The sequence below is a fragment of the Croceitalea sp. MTPC6 genome, assembly GCF_036985525.1.
In the GTDB taxonomy this organism is placed as follows: Bacteria; Bacteroidota; Bacteroidia; order Flavobacteriales; family Flavobacteriaceae; genus Croceitalea.
The window spans coordinates 210,877-230,465 of record NZ_BTGR01000004.1 but is presented as its reverse complement, the minus strand read 5'-3'; the positions used below and the strand labels follow the sequence as shown (position 1 = coordinate 230,465).

General features: G+C 36.8%; 17 protein-coding genes. 6 read left to right on the top strand and 11 right to left on the bottom strand.

All coding sequences use genetic code 11. The features are described 5' to 3' along the window. Nucleotides 1-84: 84 nt before the first annotated feature. The 8 genes from AACP56_RS10045 to AACP56_RS10010 form a co-directional block, all read right to left on the bottom strand. Nucleotides 85-336, bottom strand: coding sequence for a hypothetical protein (locus AACP56_RS10045; RefSeq protein ID WP_339337303.1), 252 nt, complete (start codon nt 334-336; stop codon nt 85-87). Between the two features lie 65 nt (nt 337-401). Beyond that, on the bottom strand, nt 402-1,298 hold the full coding sequence (locus tag AACP56_RS10040; RefSeq protein WP_339337304.1) for a hypothetical protein: 897 nt from the start codon (nt 1,296-1,298) through the stop codon (nt 402-404). A 17-nt stretch (nt 1,299-1,315) separates the two neighbouring features. Next, the gene (locus AACP56_RS10035; RefSeq protein WP_339337305.1) at nt 1,316-2,140 is read right to left on the bottom strand and encodes a thymidylate synthase; all 825 of its coding nucleotides are present in this window, start codon (nt 2,138-2,140) and stop codon (nt 1,316-1,318) included. 47 nt (nt 2,141-2,187) lie between these two features. Further along, complete coding sequence (locus AACP56_RS10030) at nt 2,188-2,523, bottom strand: four helix bundle protein (RefSeq protein ID WP_339337306.1); 336 nt, start codon at nt 2,521-2,523, stop codon at nt 2,188-2,190. A gap of 56 nt (nt 2,524-2,579) precedes the next feature. Next, entirely contained in the window at nt 2,580-4,031 is a 1,452-nt protein-coding gene (locus tag AACP56_RS10025; RefSeq protein ID WP_339337307.1) for a NupC/NupG family nucleoside CNT transporter, read from the bottom strand. 12 nt (nt 4,032-4,043) lie between these two features. After that, a complete protein-coding gene (locus AACP56_RS10020; RefSeq protein ID WP_339337308.1) occupies nt 4,044-4,670 on the bottom strand; it encodes a bifunctional nuclease family protein in 627 nt (208 codons plus the stop codon). A gap of 93 nt (nt 4,671-4,763) precedes the next feature. Beyond that, complete coding sequence (locus AACP56_RS10015) at nt 4,764-5,732, bottom strand: electron transfer flavoprotein subunit alpha/FixB family protein (protein WP_339337309.1); 969 nt, start codon at nt 5,730-5,732, stop codon at nt 4,764-4,766. Between the two features lie 3 nt (nt 5,733-5,735). After that, nucleotides 5,736-6,482: an electron transfer flavoprotein subunit beta/FixA family protein gene (locus AACP56_RS10010; protein WP_339337310.1), complete on the bottom strand. Its 747-nt coding sequence runs from the start codon at nt 6,480-6,482 to the stop codon at nt 5,736-5,738. A 169-nt stretch (nt 6,483-6,651) separates the two neighbouring features. Here AACP56_RS10010 and AACP56_RS10005 point away from each other — a divergent pair, with 169 nt between their 5' ends. The 4 genes from AACP56_RS10005 (at nt 6,652) to AACP56_RS09990 (ending at nt 13,400) form a co-directional block, all read left to right on the top strand. Further along, on the top strand, nt 6,652-7,629 hold the full coding sequence (locus AACP56_RS10005; protein WP_339337311.1) for a pyruvate dehydrogenase complex E1 component subunit beta: 978 nt from the start codon (nt 6,652-6,654) through the stop codon (nt 7,627-7,629). A gap of 157 nt (nt 7,630-7,786) precedes the next feature. Next, nucleotides 7,787-10,276, top strand: coding sequence for a DUF5686 and carboxypeptidase-like regulatory domain-containing protein (locus AACP56_RS10000; protein ID WP_339337312.1), 2,490 nt, complete (start codon nt 7,787-7,789; stop codon nt 10,274-10,276). An 80-nt stretch (nt 10,277-10,356) separates the two neighbouring features. Next, entirely contained in the window at nt 10,357-10,890 is a 534-nt protein-coding gene (locus AACP56_RS09995) for an inorganic diphosphatase (protein ID WP_339337313.1), read from the top strand. 125 nt (nt 10,891-11,015) lie between these two features. Further along, complete coding sequence (locus tag AACP56_RS09990; RefSeq protein WP_339337314.1) at nt 11,016-13,400, top strand: sodium-translocating pyrophosphatase; 2,385 nt, start codon at nt 11,016-11,018, stop codon at nt 13,398-13,400. A 218-nt stretch (nt 13,401-13,618) separates the two neighbouring features. On the opposite strand, the gene AACP56_RS09985 is transcribed toward AACP56_RS09990, so the two are convergent. Together AACP56_RS09985 and AACP56_RS09980 are read right to left on the bottom strand one after the other, a co-directional pair. Beyond that, nucleotides 13,619-14,323, bottom strand: a complete 705-nt coding sequence (locus AACP56_RS09985) for an energy transducer TonB (protein WP_339337315.1) — start codon at nt 14,321-14,323, stop codon at nt 13,619-13,621. Nucleotides 14,324-14,423: 100 nt separating this feature from the next. Beyond that, nucleotides 14,424-15,038, bottom strand: coding sequence for a deoxynucleoside kinase (locus tag AACP56_RS09980; RefSeq protein ID WP_339337316.1), 615 nt, complete (start codon nt 15,036-15,038; stop codon nt 14,424-14,426). Between the two features lie 293 nt (nt 15,039-15,331). On the opposite strand from AACP56_RS09980, the gene metK reads away from it, so the two are divergent. Together metK and AACP56_RS09970 are read left to right on the top strand one after the other, a co-directional pair. Further along, nucleotides 15,332-16,585: a methionine adenosyltransferase gene (gene metK, locus AACP56_RS09975; RefSeq protein ID WP_339337317.1), complete on the top strand. Its 1,254-nt coding sequence runs from the start codon at nt 15,332-15,334 to the stop codon at nt 16,583-16,585. 102 nt (nt 16,586-16,687) lie between these two features. After that, on the top strand, nt 16,688-18,622 hold the full coding sequence (locus tag AACP56_RS09970; protein ID WP_339337318.1) for a CocE/NonD family hydrolase: 1,935 nt from the start codon (nt 16,688-16,690) through the stop codon (nt 18,620-18,622). Between the two features lie 128 nt (nt 18,623-18,750). Here AACP56_RS09970 and AACP56_RS09965 read toward each other — a convergent pair whose 3' ends face one another. Beyond that, nucleotides 18,751-19,434, bottom strand: a complete 684-nt coding sequence (locus tag AACP56_RS09965; protein ID WP_339337319.1) for a TonB-dependent receptor plug domain-containing protein — start codon at nt 19,432-19,434, stop codon at nt 18,751-18,753. Nucleotides 19,435-19,589 lie beyond the last annotated feature (155 nt).

The following is a 19,589-nucleotide window of genomic DNA, read 5'->3' as shown; positions in this document are numbered from 1 at the left end:
AAAAGAAAATTAAGTGTGTTTTGTTTATTTTGTGACGAAAGCCCAAGCGAAAGTTTGGGCTTTTATAATTATGAAATACTTAAACTAAAAGATAGTATAGCCAAATATTATGGAAAGGCTATTAAAATTAGAATTAGAATATTGGATTGAACGTTTTGTGAGCGTAATATATCTAAACTCTACACTATATTTATTTTGAAATTTGAAACCCAAACCTGCAGAATAACTTCCAAGGGTTATAAATTCTGCAGAATCAAGAGTTGAGCTATCTGCCCTTTTAAATTCAACTAGACTGTTATTGGTGAAATCAAATGTGTATGCTACGTTTATGAACATAGCATTATTATCGTTTAAAAATGAATAGTGCCTTATTCCTAATGGTACTTCTATGGAGGAATAGTTTATGGATGAGATGACTTGGCCTCCTGAAACATTGTTGTTTTCAGCAGTTTTTCGTTCTTATAATTTTGATATGCAAATTCTGTAAACAATGTCCATTTATTTTTCTTAAAAGGCAATAGTAATTCGGCTTCTATTCCAAAACCAAAGCCCAACTTGTTGTCAAAATCTAAATTCCTAGATGAAAAAACTGGATTCGGAGTTGAAGATGTTGAGCTATTTATTCTTGGTCTTAAAGACAGGTTGAAAAAATTATTTTTATTACTTTCTAAACTTGTATAACTAGCACCATTGCATGTATTATAATCTTTGAAAATTTTAGTAAGATCTTTTTTAGTATAGTTTACGTTGAGCATTTGTGTAAAGTTAAAGTCTTTACACACCAACGTCTCTAGTAATTGTTTTCTAAATGTATTGTTTTCTCGTAGCTTACTTTTCTTAATAAAATATTTTTTAAATATTAATTGTTCTATTTTTTTATCCGGTGCAGAAAAGAAAAATAATGCTCTAGAATTATCTCTGTGAAAAAATAAGCTCGCTTTACCTTCAATTAATACTTTTAAAAAAACTACTTTTTCTTCAAATATTGGTTGACTATTTGTGCCAATAGTATTTAGGCTTTGACTCGACTGATCTATTTTGACCTTGCTTTTTATGAATTTGGAGCTATTGTATATTACAAACTCTTTAATATTTTCTATAGAAAGCCCTTTAGAATTACCATTCCTAGTTTTCTTAAAATCTATTTTGGAAGGATTGTTTGTCCAATCCATATTCTTTAAAAATCCTTCAATTTTCTCACCTTTATCATCAATATAATAACCTTTTTCAAAGGAAATTTGAGCGTGGGAATGAATGGATAGGAAAATAGTAGCTATTACTATTAATTTATTTCTCATAAAATCTTTGGATTGAACTATACCGCTACAACCCCTTTAATATGTGGATGTGGGTTATAGTCTACAAGTGTGAAATCATCAAAAGTAAAATCAAAAAGACTTTTTACTTCTGGGTTTAATATCATTTTAGGTAAAGGTCTTGGTTCTCTAGAGAGCTGTAATTCCACTTGCTCCATATGGTTGTCATAGATATGTGCATCACCAAAGGTGTGGATAAAATCACCCGCCTCATAACCGCAAACTTGTGCCATCATCATGGTAAACAAAGCATATGAAGCAATATTAAAGGGTACGCCTAAAAAGATGTCTGCACTACGTTGGTATAATTGGCAACTTAGTTTGCCATCTGCAACATAAAACTGAAAAAATGCATGGCAAGGCGGTAATGCAGCTTTGCCATTGGCTACATTTTCGGAGAAAGAAACAGAAGTATCTGGTAAAACACTTGGGTTCCATGCAGAGACCAACATTCGTCTACTGTTTGGATTATGTTTTATAGAGTGAATAACCTCCTTTATTTGGTCTATTTCCTCACTGTTCCAATTACGCCATTGATGACCGTAAACAGGTCCCAAGTCTCCATTCTCATCTGCCCATTCGTTCCAAATACGAACCCCATTTTCTTGAAGATAGTTAATATTGGTATCACCCTTTAAAAACCATAACAGTTCATGAACAATGGATTTTAGGTGTAACTTTTTTGTGGTTACCATTGGAAAACCTTCAGAAAGATCAAATCGCATTTGATATCCAAATACACTTTTAGTGCCAGTACCAGTGCGGTCTCCTTTCTGGTTTCCGTGCTCCAAAACATGTTTTAGTAAATCGTGGTATTGTTTCATAATTCACAAAGGTAAAAGGTGAAAGGTAAAAGGAGGGGGAATGTGAGTTAGGATTTATTATATTTTATTAACGATGAAATCCGTTTTTGAAGACTTTGAATATTTCCAATGATTGGTGAAGCTACATTTTGATTTATAAATTCTAAATCTTGACAAAGAATGATATGGGTTTCAAGCTCATAACTTGAGCCTAAACTTATTTGAAGAAAACGTACAAAGTCTTTTTGAGAATATTTAGAACAACCTTCTGCAATATTTGCAGGGATAGAAATCACGGCCCGATTAATTTGAGAAACCAAACCGTACTTTTCAGTTTCAGGAAGGTTTTTGGTAAGGATATAAATTTCTTTAACTAGAACTCGTGAGTCTTTCCAAATCTCCAAATCTCTAAATCTCTAAAATTACTCATACCTTTTGCCTTTTATCCTTCACCCTTTATTTACCCCAAAATCATCCCAGCAATAGTGGCAGAAAGTAGTGAGGCTAAAGACCCTCCCAATACAGCTTTCATTCCAAATTCTGACAAGGTTTTTCTCTGGCCAGGCGCTAAAGAACCAATACCCCCAATTTGGATTCCTATGGATGCGAAGTTTGCAAATCCGCATAGCATGTAAGTGGCCATTATTACAGATTTATTATAGGTGAATCGGGTTTCATTGGCCAAGTTTTTTAATTCGGCTAACTGTATGTAACCAACGAATTCGCTTGCAGCTAATTTAATTCCCAATAATTGCCCCATCAGCATAGTGTCTTCATTGGAAACCCCAATGAGCCACATTAGAGGGGCGAAAACAGTCCCCAAAATGGCTTCTAAGGAGAAAGCTTCATACGGTGAGTTAGCAGCTATCCAACCGTTAAATGAAGTCATGTCGCCAAACCAACCTAAAATTCCATTGATCATAGCTATAAAGGCCACAAATACCAAAAGCATGGCTCCTACATTAAGGGCTAATTTTAAGCCTTCGGTGGTTCCATTGGCAATTGCATCCAAAAAATTTGCGCCAATTCTTTCAGAAGAAACATGTACATCTGTATTTACTGCTTCAGTTTGTGGATAAAGGATTTTGGATATGGTTATGGCACCTGGAGCGGCCATTACAGAAGCGGCCAATAGGTGCTTGGCAAAAACCAATCGTAATTCTGGGTCATCACCTCCAAGAAACCCTATATAAGCAGCAAGTACGGCCCCAGCAACAGTGGCCATCCCACCAATCATGACCAATAAGATTTCAGATTTGGTCATTTTTTCCAAATATGCCTTTATCAATAAGGGAGCTTCCGTTTGGCCAAGAAATATATTTCCTGCAACAGAAAGGCTTTCCGCACCTGATATGCCCAATGATTTAGAAAGTAACCAAGCTAAAGCTCGAACCACTTTTTGAATAATACCCAAATAAAATAGCACTGAAGTTAATGCTGAAAAGAATATGATAGTGGGCAATACCTGAAAAGCGAAAATGAAGCCAAAAGTATCCATATCCACTACAAGCCCTTCAAATAAAAACTGACTTCCAGCTCTTGTATAATCTAAAATACTTACAAAAACTCTGCCTATACCTTCAAAAATTTTTTGAACCAAAGGGACTTTAAGTACACCAATTGCTATCAATAGTTGTATCCCTAATCCAATACCAACTGTTTTCCATTTAATTGCTTTTCTATTTGAACTAAATAGATATGAAATCAGTATTAAAACACCCATTCCTAGAATACCTCTCCAAAGACTGGTGATTGAAAACCCTTGATTAGGAATAACTTGGGCGGTGCTTTCTTGAACAGTAACAGTTTCTATAGCAGTTTCTAAACTGTCTAATACGGCAATTTCTTGTGCTGAGGTTTGGAACGTGGTAATGCAAAACAAGATGAGAATCCAAATTCCAAGTGATTTCATAAAATAGTTTGGTTAGTTACGTTTGGATATTTCATCCCGAAGTTTGGCAGCTTTTTCGTAGTCTTCATTTGCTACTGCCTTATCCAATTCTTTATGAAGTTCTTCTACAGTCATTTCACGATATCCGCCGGCTGCATCAGATTCTATTTCTACCGTTTCGCCTTCTTGTAAAATTTCGTCAACAACGATACTATCGTCATTTTCCTCTTCCTTGTCCTTAGAGGAGAACTTTAAGAAAATACCCGCTTTATCCAGAATGGTTTTATACGTAAAAATAGGCGCGTCAAAACGTAACGCCAAAGCAATAGCATCACTTGTTCTGGCATCTATGATTTCTTCTACTTTTTCTCTTTCACATATGATACTTGAATAGAAAACACCATCTACCAGTTTATGAATGATGACTTGTTTCACCACAATATCAAAACGGTCAGAAAAATTTTTGAAAAGGTCATGAGTCAGTGGTCTTGGAGGTTTAATTTCTTTTTCCAATGCAATCGCAATGGACTGGGCCTCAAAAGCACCGATTACTATAGGTAGTTTTCTATCTCCCTCAACTTCATTTAAAATTAGGGCATAGGCACCATTTTGTGTTTGGCTATATGAAATCCCCTTAATCTTTAATCGAACTAAACTCATAGATATCCTTGTAGAAACCAAAAAAAGGCTGTTCAAATAAATGGGGTTCCACCTATTTGAACAGCCCCTTGAATAGGGCAAATTAACAAAAAATTAAGCGTTCTGCGCTTTAAATTCTTTTAATTTTTCGATGAGTTCTGGCACTACCTCAAACGCATCGCCAACAATGCCATAATCCGCAGCCTTAAAGAAAGGTGCTTCTGGGTCGTTATTTATGACAACCTTGGTTTTGGACGAACTTACTCCAGCCAAATGTTGAATGGCACCAGAGATTCCAATCGCAATATATAGGTTACTAGCAACAGGTTTTCCTGTTTGTCCAACATGCTCACCGTGTGGTCTCCATCCTAAATCTGAAACCGGCTTTGAGCAGGCAGTTGCTGCTCCAAGAATATCAGCAAGTTCCTCTACCATCCCCCAATTCTCTGGACCTTTTAAGCCTCTACCAGCAGAAACCACAATATCTGCGTCTGCGATTGTTGCTTTACCAACAACTCTATCTACCTCTACAGATTTAGCCCCAAAATCACCATCATTTACAGTCGGTGAAAAATCTTCCATAGTAGCAGTAGTAGTGTTTTCCACAATTCCGAATGCGTTATTGGAAACACCAATAATTTTTACTTCTGCATCAATTTCTGTATGGGCAAAACCTTTATTGCTAAAAGCGGTTCGCTTTACTACAAATGGTGATGTACTTTCAGGAGCGCCGACAACGTTGGGAACGTAACCAGCATTTAATTTTGCAGTAAGGATTCCACTCAAAAACCTGCTGTCCGCACTGGAACTTACAATAACAACCTTGGCTCCTTCCGCTTCAACCGCTTGCGCTATACAATTGGCATAAGCTTTAGCATTAAAGGTATCCAATTTACTGTCTGAAACATTCAATACTTTGGTAACTCCATATGCACCAAGGGAAGCACTATCCTCTACATTTATTGCTAGTGCAGTTACATTGGTTCCCATCTGTTTTGCCACTTCACTTGCATAGGAAGCCACTTCTAAAGCATTCTTTTTGAACTTACCTTTATCTGATTCTGTATATACTAATACTGACATATCTTAAATTACTTTAGCTTCGTTATGTAAAAGATTTACCAATTCACCCACATTACCTGCATCAACTAATTTTACAGGGCCTTTGGCAGCTGGTTTTTCAAATTTTTTGTCTTCTGTAGGATTAGGTGCATCAACAGGTTCCACCACGTTCAATGCTTTTTTTCGAGCCATCATAATCCCTCTCATATTGGGAATACGTAGGTCGCTTTCTTCAACTAGCCCTTTTTGTCCACCAATCACCAAAGGAAGCGAAGTTTTAATTTTTTCCTTCCCGCCATCTATTTCACGAACCGCAGTTGCCTCATTACCTTCAACTTCTAGTTCTATACAAGTATTGACAAAATTCATATCTAGTAAAGTTGCGAGAATACCTGGAACCATACCTCCATTATAATCAATGGATTCCCTTCCGGCAATGACCAAATCGTAGCTTCCATTTTTCACAACTTCAGCAAGTTGTCTAGCAACAAAAAAACCATCTTTTGGCTCTGCATTTACTCTAATCGCTTCATCAGCACCAATGGCTAGTGCCTTTCTTATGGTAGGTTCTGTTTGGGCACCTCCAACAGTAGCAACGTGAACGGTAGCACTCTGTTTTTCTTTAAACCACATGGCGCGGGTAAGGCCAAATTCGTCATTTGGATTTATAACGAATTGTACACCGTTGGTGTCAAATTTGGTGTCACCTTCCGTAAAATTAATTTTGGAAGTAGTGTCCGGTACATTGCTTATGCAAACTAAGATTTTCATAGGTTTATCTAAAATTTTACGGCGCTAAGATAGCTATAAAATCTTAAAATTACTATGCATGCATAATAAATTATATTGCTTTTTTTGGAATCTGCAACGTAACTATTCCTATATATTTTGCTATTTTTGCTTGCATTTTTACAACGTATAAGACTCCTTTAAAGAATATATGAAAACACTACAATTTAGAGAGGCAATTTGTGAGGCCATGTCAGAAGAGATGCGCAGCGATGATAGCATTTATTTGATGGGTGAAGAGGTTGCGGAATATAACGGAGCATATAAAGCATCAAAAGGGATGTTGGATGAATTTGGTGCTGAGCGTGTTATAGATACTCCAATTTCAGAACTTGGCTTTGCCGGTATCGGAGTTGGTTCTGCAATGTTGGGCAATAGACCTATAATAGAGTTTATGACCTTCAACTTTGCACTGGTGGGAATTGACCAAATCATTAATAACGCAGCAAAAATAAGACAGATGTCCGGAGGGCAATTTGCATGCCCTATTGTTTTTAGAGGTCCCACGGCTTCTGCAGGACAACTTGCTGCAACACATTCCCAAGCTTTTGAAAGTTGGTATGCCAACTGCCCGGGTCTAAAAGTAGTAGTGCCATCTAACCCAGCTGATGCAAAGGGGCTTTTAAAGGCTTCAATTCGAGATGATGACCCAGTAATTTTCATGGAGTCAGAACAGATGTATGGAGATAAAGGAGAAGTTCCAGAGGGAGATTATACCATTCCTATTGGTGTTGCAGACATCAAAAGGGAAGGTACGGATGTAACTATAGTATCTTTTGGTAAAATTATAAAAGAGGCGTATAAAGCTGCTGATGAATTGGAGAAAGAAGGGGTAAATTGTGAAATAATCGATTTACGCACGGTACGCCCTATGGACATCAATACGATTATAAATTCAGTCAAGAAAACAAATAGATTGGTGATTTTAGAAGAAGCATGGCCTTTTGGTAACGTTTCAACAGAAATTATCTATCACGTTCAAGACAAAGCTTTTGATTATTTAGATGCTCCCGTAGTGAAAATTAATACTGCTGATACTCCGGCACCTTATTCACCAGTACTTTTAGCAGAATGGTTACCAAACAGTGGAGATGTCATAAAGGCTGTTAAGAAAGTGTTATATAAATAGATAAGCACCTTTTGTAAGTTATATTAGCCTCGTCGACTTAAGTTGACGAGGCTTTTTTAAGGAATAGTTTTTGATAAGAAGTTACTTTAAAACCAAAATGACCAGAACAATTATGAACTAGATAGTATCTGCTCATTATTGTTATACCTATCAGAACATGAAAAAATTCCTATTTTTCTTTTTCTTCATTTCCTTTTTGAATGCCCAGACCAAAGCTGGTGGTATTGTGCTTGATGAGTATGATAATCCCGTTGCATTCGCCAATATTATTTTTAAAGGGTCTTCAGAAGGTACTATTACTAATGATAATGGTAGATTTTATTTTGAATCTGAAGAAGCCTACAAAACAATAGTTGTTTCATTCATAGGTTATGAAACCCAAGAAATTCAGCTTTTTTCTAAAGTCAACTATAATTTAGAGATAGTTTTAAAAGAATCTGCCGAACAGTTGAATGAAGTAGTAATCTACACTGGTAAACAATCCAAGAAAAATAATCCTGCAATTGATATTCTAAAAAAGATTTGGGCAAAAAAACGGGAGAACGGTGTGAATAAGTTTAAAACCTATCAGTACGATAAGTATGAAAAGGTAGAATTTGATCTTAACACCATTGACAGTGCATTAATAAAAAGTAAGCTTTTTAAAGGCTTGGAGTTTATTTTTGACGATTTGGATACCTCTAGAGTTACAGGTAAAACTTATTTGCCTATGTTCTTAAATGAAGTTTTTTCTAAAGTTTATGGTGACAATCGATTAGAGCTTAGAAAAGAAGATGTTCTAGGTAATAAAAACTCTGGTTTTGGTGGCAATCAGGCGATAACAGCTTTTGTGGAAGATTTGTATGCGGATTACGATGTATATGATAATTATTTGAAGTTTTTTGATAAAAGTTTTACCAGCCCACTATCTAAAACTGGGGTTGACACTTATAACTATGTGCTTTCAGATAGCACCTTTATTGATAATAAATGGTGCTACAATATCATTTATTATCCGCGCAGAAAAAATGAATTGACCTTTAAAGGAGATTTTTGGGTAAACGATACCACTTTTGCAGTTAAGAAGATAAACCTAGAGGTAACTAAAAGTGCTAATATCAATTGGGTGAAAGAGATTTACATTGAGCAGGATTTTGATGTGGTCAATGATTCAGTCTTTTTGTTGAAACGCGATTACATGTTAAGTGATTTTGCTTTTTCTAAAAAGGAGAAGTCAAGAGGAGTCTATGGTAAGCGTACTACAGTTTTTGATAATTATATTTTTGACCGAGAAAAGGGAGAAGCTTTTTACAAATCAGAATCTGACCCATATGACCCAAGGGTATTTGCGCAGGACTCCACTTTTTGGAAAAATGCTAGACTAGAAAAACTCAATGAAGATGAAGCAGGAATCTTTCAACTATTGGACACCCTAAAAACGGTACCTAAATTCAACACCTATTATGACATAGTAAGTGTACTGGGTTCTGGATATATAGAGATTGATAAATGGAATATTGACATTGGAGATTTATACAGCACATTTGGTATAAACGATGCGGAAGGCATTCGAGTTAGAGGTGGTGCTAGAACTTATTTTGGACAGAATGACCCATGGCGTATAGAAGCATATACGGCTTATGGTTTTGATGACAAAAAGTTTAAGCATGGAGCTTCTGGGAAGTTTTTATTGGATAGAAAAAGTAGGCTCATTGTTTCAGGAGGGCATCGAAGGGATGTAGAGCAATTGGGACTCAGTTTAACCAGCACAAATGACGTACTTGGTAGAAGTATTGCCTCATCTTCTTTGGTTTCCGTTGGGAACAATAATCGGTTAACGAATATTAATCTCTCCGTTTTTAATACAGAAATAGAGCCCATTAAGAATTTTAGGGTGGTCGTGGGTAGTTCTTTCAGAACTTTAAGTTCGGCTTTACCGGAAGATTTTAGTTTGGACTATGTTGATTTGAATTCTCCTACGGGAATTTCATCAGAAATAAAACAGTTTGATATCAATACGACTTTAATATACACCCCTGGAAAACGAACCATAGGGTATGGCGTGGAACGTGCGGACGTCAATGATAATTACAGTACCCTTTTATTGAATTATACAAAGGGTATCAGTGGTTTTTTAGAAAGCGATTTCGATTATGGGAGGCTTCAATTTTCATACACTCAACCTTGGCAAATCGGTGGTTTTGGACGTTTGATCAGTACTGTGGAATTAGGCAAGACTTTTGGGGAGGTTCCATTGGGACTTTTAAGTGTCATACCTGGTAACCAGACCATATTCTCATTATATAAAACGTTCCCTAATTTGGACTTTTATGAATTTGTCACGGATACTTATGCTACAGTCCATTTGGAACACAACTTTAACGGAAGACTTTTCTCACGTATTCCTTTTCTTAGAAAACTAAATTTACGTGAGATAGTTGGTCTTAGGGGAGCTTGGGGACAAATTTCAGATGAGAATATAGCCTTAAGTGCTCCTACAAATACTCCACTTTTAGCACCTGATGACCAAATTTATTGGGAATATTCATTTGGGGTGGGCAACATATTCAAGATTTTTAGGATAGATTTTAACTTCCGTGGAAACTATTTAGAGAATCCTGATGCTCGTGCTTTTGGCGTAACGGGTTCTTTCGGGTTTAGCTTTTAGTGCTAGAATCTTTCAGTTTTCATACTATCTTAACCTAGAAGCCGTTTCTTAAAGGTATTTTTGTTGAATAATTTATAGTTATGAGTAAAGAAGACAAGGATCAAGTGACTTTTGATGTTTTGATTGAGATCCCGAAGGGAAGTAGAAACAAATACGAATACGATTTCACCCTTCATAAAATCAGGTTTGATAGAATGTTGTTTTCATCTATGATGTACCCTGGAGATTATGGATTTGTTCCAGAAACTTTAGCTTTAGATATGGACCCATTAGATGTTTTGGTAATGGGTACTGAACCAACTTATCCTATGGTGGTAATGGAAGTGAAACCAATAGGTGTTTTTCATATGACCGATGAGAAAGGACCGGATGAAAAGATTATCTGTGTACCCGTAAATGACCCTATTTGGAATCAGCGTAACGATATAGATGATATTAATCCGCATCGTTTAAAAGAAATTGAGCACTTTTTTCAAGTGTATAAGGATTTAGAAAAGAAGAAAGTTGATACAGGTGGTTGGGGAAATGCTGCTGAGGCAATTAAGATATATCACCAATGCGTTAAACGTTATGATGAAAGTGACCATAAACTTAAGCGTACTTTTATGATTTAAGCAATTACATTGAATTGATTTTAAGCATCCCACAATTTTTGGGATGCTTTTTTTATTCATACCTATTTTACTACATTTGCACGCATTAAAAAATTCTAAAAAACCTAATAATTAACTAAATAACTATGGAACAAATAGTACAATTTCTACCAGCATTTGGTGTGTTGGCCTTGATTTACGTTTTGGTAAAAAGTGGATGGGTCTCCAAACAAGAAGTTGGTGACGCTAAAATGGCGCGAATAGCAAAGAATATTGCTGATGGAGCAATGTCTTTCTTAAAAGCAGAATACAAAATCTTAAGCATTTTTGTTGTAGCGGTTGCTGTTCTTTTATTTTTTAAAGGAAGTAACGAAACAGGTTCCAACGGAATGGTGGCAGTATCATTTATCGTTGGTGCTATTTGCTCTGCATTAGCTGGCTTTATAGGTATGAAGGTTGCTACCAAAGCTAACGTTCGTACAACCAATGCTGCAAGAACTTCTTTAGGTAAAGCTTTAGAAGTCGCTTTTGCTGGTGGTGCAGTAATGGGTCTTGGTGTTGTAGGTTTAGGGGTTCTAGGCTTAAGTGGGCTTTTCATGATATATAGTGGTCAAGGATGGGAGCTCGGTGAAGTATTAAATGTACTTTCTGGTTTCTCTTTAGGTGCATCTTCAATTGCACTTTTCGCACGTGTTGGTGGTGGTATTTATACCAAAGCTGCCGATGTTGGTGCTGACCTTGTTGGAAAAGTAGAAGCTGGTATTCCAGAAGATCACCCATTAAATCCTGCAACTATTGCAGATAATGTTGGTGACAATGTTGGTGACGTTGCAGGTATGGGGGCCGACCTTTTTGAATCTTATGTAGGTTCAATCATTGGTACAATGGTTTTAGGTGCTGCTTTTGTCGGTATGGATGCTTTTAAAGCGGATGGTTTTGATGGCTTAAGTGCGGTTTACTTACCATTGGTATTAGCTGCAGTCGGAATCATCATGTCTATAATAGGTACATTCTTTGTACGTGTTAAAGATGGTGGTAACCCACAAACTGCTTTAAATATTGGTGAATTTGGATCAGCTGGTTTAATGCTAGTTGCTTCTTTCTTTATCATCACGAATATGCTACCAGAAAGCTGGTCTTTTGGAGGTGAAACTTATGGGGCAATGGGTGTTTTCTGGGCGGTACTTGCAGGTTTAGTTGCAGGTCTTGCTGTTGGTAAAGTAACAGAATATTATACAGGTACTGGTACAAAACCAGTTAACTCAATTGTACGACAGTCAGAAACTGGAGCTGCAACAAACATTATTGCTGGTTTGGGAGTTGGTATGATGTCTACAATGTTTCCTATTATTTTAATTGCTGCTGCAATTTTAGTATCACATCATTTTGCTGGTCTTTATGGTATTGCAATTGCTGCTGTAGGGATGTTGGCAAATACAGGAATCCAGTTAGCTGTTGATGCATACGGACCAATTTCTGATAACGCCGGTGGTATTGCTGAAATGGCAGAATTAGAGCCAGAAGTTAGAGAACGTACAGATAAGTTAGATGCTGTTGGTAATACAACTGCTGCTATCGGTAAAGGTTTCGCAATTGCTTCTGCAGCATTAACAGCTTTAGCTTTATTTGCTGCTTTTATGCAAACTGCTAATGTAACTGCTATTGATGTATCTAAACCAACGGTTATGGCCGGTTTATTGGTTGGAGGTATGTTGCCATTTGTCTTCTCTGCATTATCTATGAATGCTGTAGGTAGAGCCGCAATGGCAATGATTGAAGAAGTTCGTCGTCAGTTTAGAGATATTCCACAACTAAAAGCTGCGCTTGAAGTAATGAGAGCGGTAGATTCTGATATGTCCAAAGCTACAGATGCACAGCGTAAAACTTTTGATGCAGCTGATGGTGTTGCCGAATACGATAAGTGTGTGGCAATTTCTACAAAAGCTTCAATTCGTGAAATGGTACTGCCAGGTTTATTGGCAATTGCTGTTCCTGTTGCTGTAGGATTTATTGGTGGAGCTGAAATGTTAGGAGGCCTTTTAGCTGGTGTAACTACTTGTGGGGTGTTAATGGCAATCTTCCAGTCTAATGCAGGTGGTGCTTGGGATAACGCTAAGAAAACTATTGAGAGCGATGGTAAAAAAGGTAGCGATGCACATAAAGCAGCTGTTGTAGGTGATACAGTTGGTGACCCATTTAAAGATACTTCTGGGCCTTCATTAAACATCTTATTAAAGTTAATGTCCGTTGTTGCATTGGTAATTGCACCTAGTATTGCAATTAGTGCTGACAAAATGATGGCTTATAATGAAGATAAGGCTGTTGGAACTGAGCTAGTTCAAAACCAAGTGGAGAAGCAAGTTCGTGTCGAAATGAATAACACAGCTGATGGTATGTTCAAAGCGGTAGTAACAACAACTTCTGAAGTTAATGGTGAGAAAACTGAAGAGGTTAAAGAATTTACTGGAGCTACAAAGGAAGAAGTGAAAGAAGCTGTTGAAAAGTACAATAGTGCCATTTCTATAGAATAAGTTTGGTCAGTCCTTCTGAGAAGAAGACTCAGAAGGACTCCAGCCAACCAACATAGACCTGCAAAGTTTATTCTTTGCAGGTTTTTTTATTCCAGCGAAAGCAGGAATCAATTTTATACATACAACTGTTATACTTAGATGTCATCTTGAGCCTGCCGAAGGATATATTGTATTGCACTTCGACAAGCTCAGTGTGACAGACCAAAGAAAATACTACGTTATTGCAATCTAAAAGTAATAGGGATGCTAAAAGGAACTTTTACAGCTTTCCCTCTTTGCCTACCAGGTTTCATTTTTGGGAGCTTTGAGATAATTCGGGACGCTTCAGTTTCTAAAATTTGATGTGGCCCGCGCATTTTTAAACCTCCAACACTACCATCTTTTTGTATAGTAAATTGTAAATATACTTTGCCTTGCAATCCTATTTCCTGTGCTTCCTCTGGATATTTGAAATTCTTTCGAATATGCTTTTGCATCTTTTCTTGAAAGCAAGCACGTTTATCATCCGCTTCTTCACAACCAGGGAAAACGGGAACTTCTTCAATTGATACCCAATCTACTTCAATAACTTCATTAGGTTCTTCAATATGAAAACTAGTTGGTTCTAATATTTCGGTGTTTTGATTTGTATCTGTAGCTTTAATCACAGTTTCAATAATATCTTCATCGTCAAGTGCGATTTCAATATTAGGAGGAGCTATAACTTTGGGAGGTGGGGGTTTCATATAATGAACAGTTACGGGTACATCTTCATCAATAGAATCTGGTTCAGTCAATTCTCCAAAATCCTCGCCAGTGTTATCATAAAATGTTTTCCATTCCAAAGCCGTATAAATCAGGGCAAGGATGAGTGTTAGTCCAATGACAAAATAAAGACTGCTGTTCTTTTCTAATTTTAGGTGTTCTTTCTTTTTTACTTCCATCGTATATTTTTTATAGTTATACAATGAAAGTAGAACAGTTTTACACCCTTAAAAAGTTAGAATGAGGGAAGTGAGGTTTTGAATGAGGGAAAACTAAATTTTAAAACAGCCCATGTAACTCAGCATCAATTTTGTTGATGACTTCACCTAAATCTTCGGCTTCATCCACAAAGTTGATGTCATCTACATCTATAACTAAAAGTTTGCCTTTTTCATAGGTGTTTACCCAAGCTTCGTAGCGTTCGTTCAATCGGCTTAAATAATCAATGGAGATACTATTTTCATATTCCCGTCCACGTTTATGTATTTGTTTGACCAAATTAGGGATAGAACTGCGCAAATAAATTAATAAATCTGGTGGTTGTACCAAGCTTTCCATTAATTCAAAAAGACTTTTGTAATTCTCAAAGTCACGATTGGTCATCAAGCCCATTGCATGCAAATTAGGGGCAAATATGTGGGCATCCTCATAAATGGTACGATCTTGTATTACTTTTTTGCCTGCTTCACGAATTTTAAGAATTTGCCTATACCTACTGTTTAAAAAATAGATTTGAAGGTTAAAGCTCCACCGCTCCATTTGCGTATAAAAATCATCTAAATATGGATTGTCCACCACATCTTCAAAATGTGCTTCCCATTTATAATGTTTTGATAATAAAGTGGTTAAAGTTGTTTTTCCTGCTCCAATATTTCCGGCAACGGCAATGTGCATGGTGTAGTGTGTTTATGGCTATTTGTTTGAAAACGGAGCATGCAATATACGAAGTATATCCAGTTACAAGAAAAATATAAGTTGAAATACAGTAGGAAGATATTTTAATTGAAAATTTTTAATTACTAACCAAATACGTACTTTTACCATTCAATAATGAGGAAGGATTTGACTGATTGCAACCTCAGATGCTAAATCAAGTTTGGCACAAGAAAAATGCTAAAGCAGTTACAAGTTTTTGTAAACTTCTTTGAGCCTTTCCGTCAAATCTTCTGTACTATTAAAAAGAGAGAATGGCTTATTTATTTACTTCAGAATCAGTTAGTGAAGGACATCCGGATAAAGTGTCAGACCAGATCAGTGATGCACTTTTAGATAATTTTTTGGCTTTTGATGCTGAAAGCAAAGTGGCCTGTGAAACCCTAGTTACCACTGGGCAAGTAGTTTTAGCTGGTGAGGTAAAAAGCGATACATACTTAGATGTACAAACCATTGCCAGAAATGTAATCAACAAGATTGGCTATACCAAAGGCGAATACCAATTTAGTGGAGATTCTTGTGGGGTAATTTCCTTGATTCATGAGCAATCACAGGATATTAATCAAGGGGTTGATAGAGCAACCAAAGAAGAGCAAGGTGCAGGTGATCAAGGAATGATGTTTGGTTACGCCACTAGAGAGACAGAAAACTACATGCCTTTGGCATTGGATATTTCGCATAAAATCCTTCAAGTTTTAGCGGATTTGAGAAGAGAAGGGAATCAAATTCCCTATTTACGCCCAGATGCTAAAGCTCAGGTGACCATAGAATATTCAGATGATAATGTTCCGCAACGGATAGATACTATTGTAGTTTCTACACAGCATGATGATTTTGATGCTGATGAAAAGATGCTAGCTAAAATAAAGGCTGATATTATTTCTATTTTAATACCTAAAGTAGTGGCCTTATTTCCAAGCCACGTACAGGAGCTTTTTAATGATAAAATTCAATATCACATCAACCCAACGGGTAAGTTTGTGATTGGAGGACCACATGGTGATACAGGCCTAACTGGGCGTAAAATTATTGTTGATACTTATGGTGGGAAAGGTGCCCACGGTGGTGGCGCATTTAGTGGAAAGGACCCAAGTAAAGTAGACCGTAGCGCAGCTTATGCAGCACGTCACGCAGCTAAAAACTTAGTTGCTGCTGGTGTGGCAGACGAGCTGTTGGTTCAAGTAAGTTATGCTATTGGCGTAGTGAAACCAACTTCAATTTTTGTGGATTCTTATGGTACTGCTAAAGTTAATATGACCGATGGTGAGATTGCTGCAAAAGTGACTCAATTGTTTGATATGCGACCTTTTGCTATTGAAGAACGCTTAAAACTCCGTAATCCAATTTATTTGGAAACAGCTGCTTATGGTCATATGGGTAAAACCCCAAGTACGGTGACCAAGGTTTTTGAATCCCCTTATAATGGTAAGATTGAAAAAGAAGTGGAACTTTTTACCTGGGAAAAACTGGATAAAGTTGCTGACGTAAAAACAGCATTTAATCTTTAGTAAAAATTGAGTATAAAACATATAAAGGAGCCGTTATCGGCTCCTTTTTTATTGGTGTACCTCATCATTCTTTAGTAGTTTTAGAAAATCAATCCAATCATTATGAAAATTCAATTTCGCTATCCCCTCTTAGTACTGTGTTTATTCCTTTTTTTGACTTCATGTAAGAAGACCAAGAAAGCAGAAACTGCTGAGGTAGTTGATACTTACGTACAAGACAACTATATCAAAAAAGAGGTGGATATTCCAATGCGGGATGGAGCTACTCTCCACACGACTATTTACTCGCCAAAAGATACCTCAAAAGAGTACCCCATTTTAATGCAACGCACCCCATATAGCTCAAGACCTTATGGGGAGAATGAATTTAGAAAGCGGATTGGTCCCAACGTAAACTTGATGAAAGAGGGCAATATCATTGTTTACCAAGACGTGCGTGGGCGTTGGTTGAGCGAAGGCCATTATGAAAATATGAGGGCTTACATTCCCAACAAAACTTCAAATGAGCAAGTGGATGAAAGTACGGACACCTATGATACTATAGAATGGTTGGTGAACAATGTTGAAAACAACAATGGCAATGTAGGGGTTTGGGGCATTTCGTACCCTGGCTATTACGCTACCTATGCCACTATCGATGCGCACCCTGCTTTAAAAGCCTCTTCACCACAAGCTTGTATCGGAGATTTCTTTTTTGATGATTTTCACCATAATGGTGCCTATTTATTGAGCTATTTTAGGGCGACCTCTTTATTTGGAACGCCTAGGCCCAATGGGGACCAACCTGTGGATACAGCTTGGTATACGCTACCGGATTTAAAGACCGAAGATCAGTACCAGTTCTTTTTGGATAAAGGTCCTTTAAAGAATTTTAATTCCTTTTTTGAATACGGGTTAAAAGATGAGGTTTCCATGGCACCAGATGGCATGACCGATGATTTCTTTTGGAACGAATTAAAAGAACATCCCAACTACGATGAACTTTGGCAGAGTAGGGGACTGATTCAGCATTTGGATAAATCCAAATCGCATGTCGCTACCATGATTGTGGGCGGCTGGTTTGATGCTGAGGATTTGTACGGTCCGTTAGAAACCTACAAGAATATAGAAAAACATACTGAGGGTTATAATACTATGGTTTTTGGTCCTTGGGACCATGGCCGTTGGGCAAGAAGGAGTGAACGTAATTTAGTGGGCAACTACTATTTTGGGGATTCCATCTCCACCTTTTTTCAAGATCAAATAGAGACCAAATTCTTTAACCACTTTTTAAAGGGCGAAGCAGATGGCAATACCGGATTGCCCGAAGCCTATGTCTATGATTCTGGGAGTAAAGAATGGAAACAGTACGATAGTTGGCCGCCAAAAGGAGCAGAGAAGCAACGAATGTTCCTTTCTGAAAACCAAGAACTGACCACAGAACAAAAAAGTACTACTGGACTTAAATTTATTAGCGATGTAAAAAAACCAGTTCCCTATTCTGAGGATGTAAAATCTGTGTTTACCCCACGAAAGTACATGACGGACGACCAGCGTTTTGCTGCCCGCCGTTCCGATGTTTTGGTATTTGAGACCGAGGTGATGGAAGAAGATTTGACCCTCGCAGGGGACATTATGGCCAACTTACAAGTAGCCACAACGGGCACTGCTGCGGACTGGATTGTAAAAGTAATAGACGTTCACCCGGCGGATGCAAAGACCAATGAAGAAATGCAAGACCATCTAAAAATGAGCAATTACCACTTAATGGTGCGAAGTGAGGTATTGCGGGGCAGGTTTAGAAACAGTTTCTCCAATCCTGAACCATTTACACCTAATAAAAAGACAGCCGTAGATATTAAACTGCAAGACGTGTTCCATACCATTGAAAAAGGACATAGGCTCCAAATACAAGTGCAGAGTACTTGGTTTCCTTTAATAGATTTAAATCCTCAAACCTATGTGGACAATATCTTTAAAGCAGATGAGGAAGATTTTAAAACCCAGACCCATACGGTATTTACAGATTCTAGTATAGAGTTTATGGTGTTGAATTAAGAGCTTTTGTTTAAATACGGTGCGTGTAAATATAATTTGTACTAAGATTAATCAGATGGCATAATAAAATATTGCCGTAAGATTTTTGAACTTGCAAGAAATTTTATTTGTCTAATTCCTACTATATTCTAATTACTTTCTCCTCCCGTTTTAGTTGTGATAAGAACTACACCATTGGCACCTCTTACACCATACATTGCTGCTGCAGATCCTTTCAGAACATCAAAACTTTTCACATCAGAAGGGGGTATTTGAGATAATTGCGATGTATTTACTTGTTGACCATCTAGAAGTATCATAGCAGCATTGGAGCCCAATAAAGAACCTGCTCCACGAATTATTAACCCTCCATTACTAAGTGATATTGAAGGTGAACTATCAATAATATATTCTAATAGATTTGTATAGATTGAAAATTTATTATTATTGTTTTCTACATTTGATATAGCAAGGGACTTATCTTTCTCTCTAATATGTCCATATCCTGCAGCTATTTCCAAGTTTTTTTCTCCAGGTCTTAATATAAGATTAACAAACACTTCATTGGTTTTTTCATCGATTTTGACTTTTTGCGAATAGAAACCTCTGGTATTGATTTTAATTTTATCATTGAGTAAACAACTAACCTTAAAATTCCCAATGGTATCAGTCAGTACAGTTTCCTTACTGCTTAATACTTTAACTTCAGCATTAACTACTGGAATATTTTCTAATGTTGTGACAAATCCCGTTATCGTTCTTTCTTGAGAATATAAAATGCTCGTAAAAGAAAATAAGAAAATCAGTACGATTGAAGTAGAAAAAAATTTCATTGTTTATTTTTAATTAGATATATAAATATACCATATTTAATTATTATGGATATCTGAAGAATATAATTGGATATTGAACAACAAATTAAGAAAACAATAATTTAACCCACCAAACCACTAGACTTTTGTTAAATTTTTAAAATTCATTAGGATTT

Excerpts from the sequence above, each read along its gene's own strand:
- AACP56_RS10045 (WP_339337303.1), bottom strand. The coding sequence starts at position 336 with ATGTTCATAAACGTAGCATACACATTTGATTTCACCAATAACAGTCTA.
- AACP56_RS10040 (WP_339337304.1), bottom strand. The coding sequence starts at position 1,298 with ATGAGAAATAAATTAATAGTAATAGCTACTATTTTCCTATCCATTCAT.
- AACP56_RS10035 (WP_339337305.1), bottom strand. The coding sequence starts at position 2,140 with ATGAAACAATACCACGATTTACTAAAACATGTTTTGGAGCACGGAAAC.
- AACP56_RS10025 (WP_339337307.1), bottom strand. The coding sequence starts at position 4,031 with ATGAAATCACTTGGAATTTGGATTCTCATCTTGTTTTGCATTACCACG.
- AACP56_RS10020 (WP_339337308.1), bottom strand. The coding sequence starts at position 4,670 with ATGAGTTTAGTTCGATTAAAGATTAAGGGGATTTCATATAGCCAAACA.
- AACP56_RS10015 (WP_339337309.1), bottom strand. The coding sequence starts at position 5,732 with ATGTCAGTATTAGTATATACAGAATCAGATAAAGGTAAGTTCAAAAAG.
- AACP56_RS10010 (WP_339337310.1), bottom strand. The coding sequence starts at position 6,482 with ATGAAAATCTTAGTTTGCATAAGCAATGTACCGGACACTACTTCCAAA.
- AACP56_RS10005 (WP_339337311.1), top strand. The coding sequence starts at position 6,652 with ATGAAAACACTACAATTTAGAGAGGCAATTTGTGAGGCCATGTCAGAA.
- AACP56_RS10000 (WP_339337312.1), top strand. The coding sequence starts at position 7,787 with ATGAAAAAATTCCTATTTTTCTTTTTCTTCATTTCCTTTTTGAATGCC.
- AACP56_RS09995 (WP_339337313.1), top strand. The coding sequence starts at position 10,357 with ATGAGTAAAGAAGACAAGGATCAAGTGACTTTTGATGTTTTGATTGAG.
- AACP56_RS09990 (WP_339337314.1), top strand. The coding sequence starts at position 11,016 with ATGGAACAAATAGTACAATTTCTACCAGCATTTGGTGTGTTGGCCTTG.
- AACP56_RS09985 (WP_339337315.1), bottom strand. The coding sequence starts at position 14,323 with ATGGAAGTAAAAAAGAAAGAACACCTAAAATTAGAAAAGAACAGCAGT.
- AACP56_RS09980 (WP_339337316.1), bottom strand. The coding sequence starts at position 15,038 with ATGCACATTGCCGTTGCCGGAAATATTGGAGCAGGAAAAACAACTTTA.
- metK (WP_339337317.1), top strand. The coding sequence starts at position 15,332 with ATGGCTTATTTATTTACTTCAGAATCAGTTAGTGAAGGACATCCGGAT.
- AACP56_RS09970 (WP_339337318.1), top strand. The coding sequence starts at position 16,688 with ATGAAAATTCAATTTCGCTATCCCCTCTTAGTACTGTGTTTATTCCTT.
- AACP56_RS09965 (WP_339337319.1), bottom strand. The coding sequence starts at position 19,434 with ATGAAATTTTTTTCTACTTCAATCGTACTGATTTTCTTATTTTCTTTT.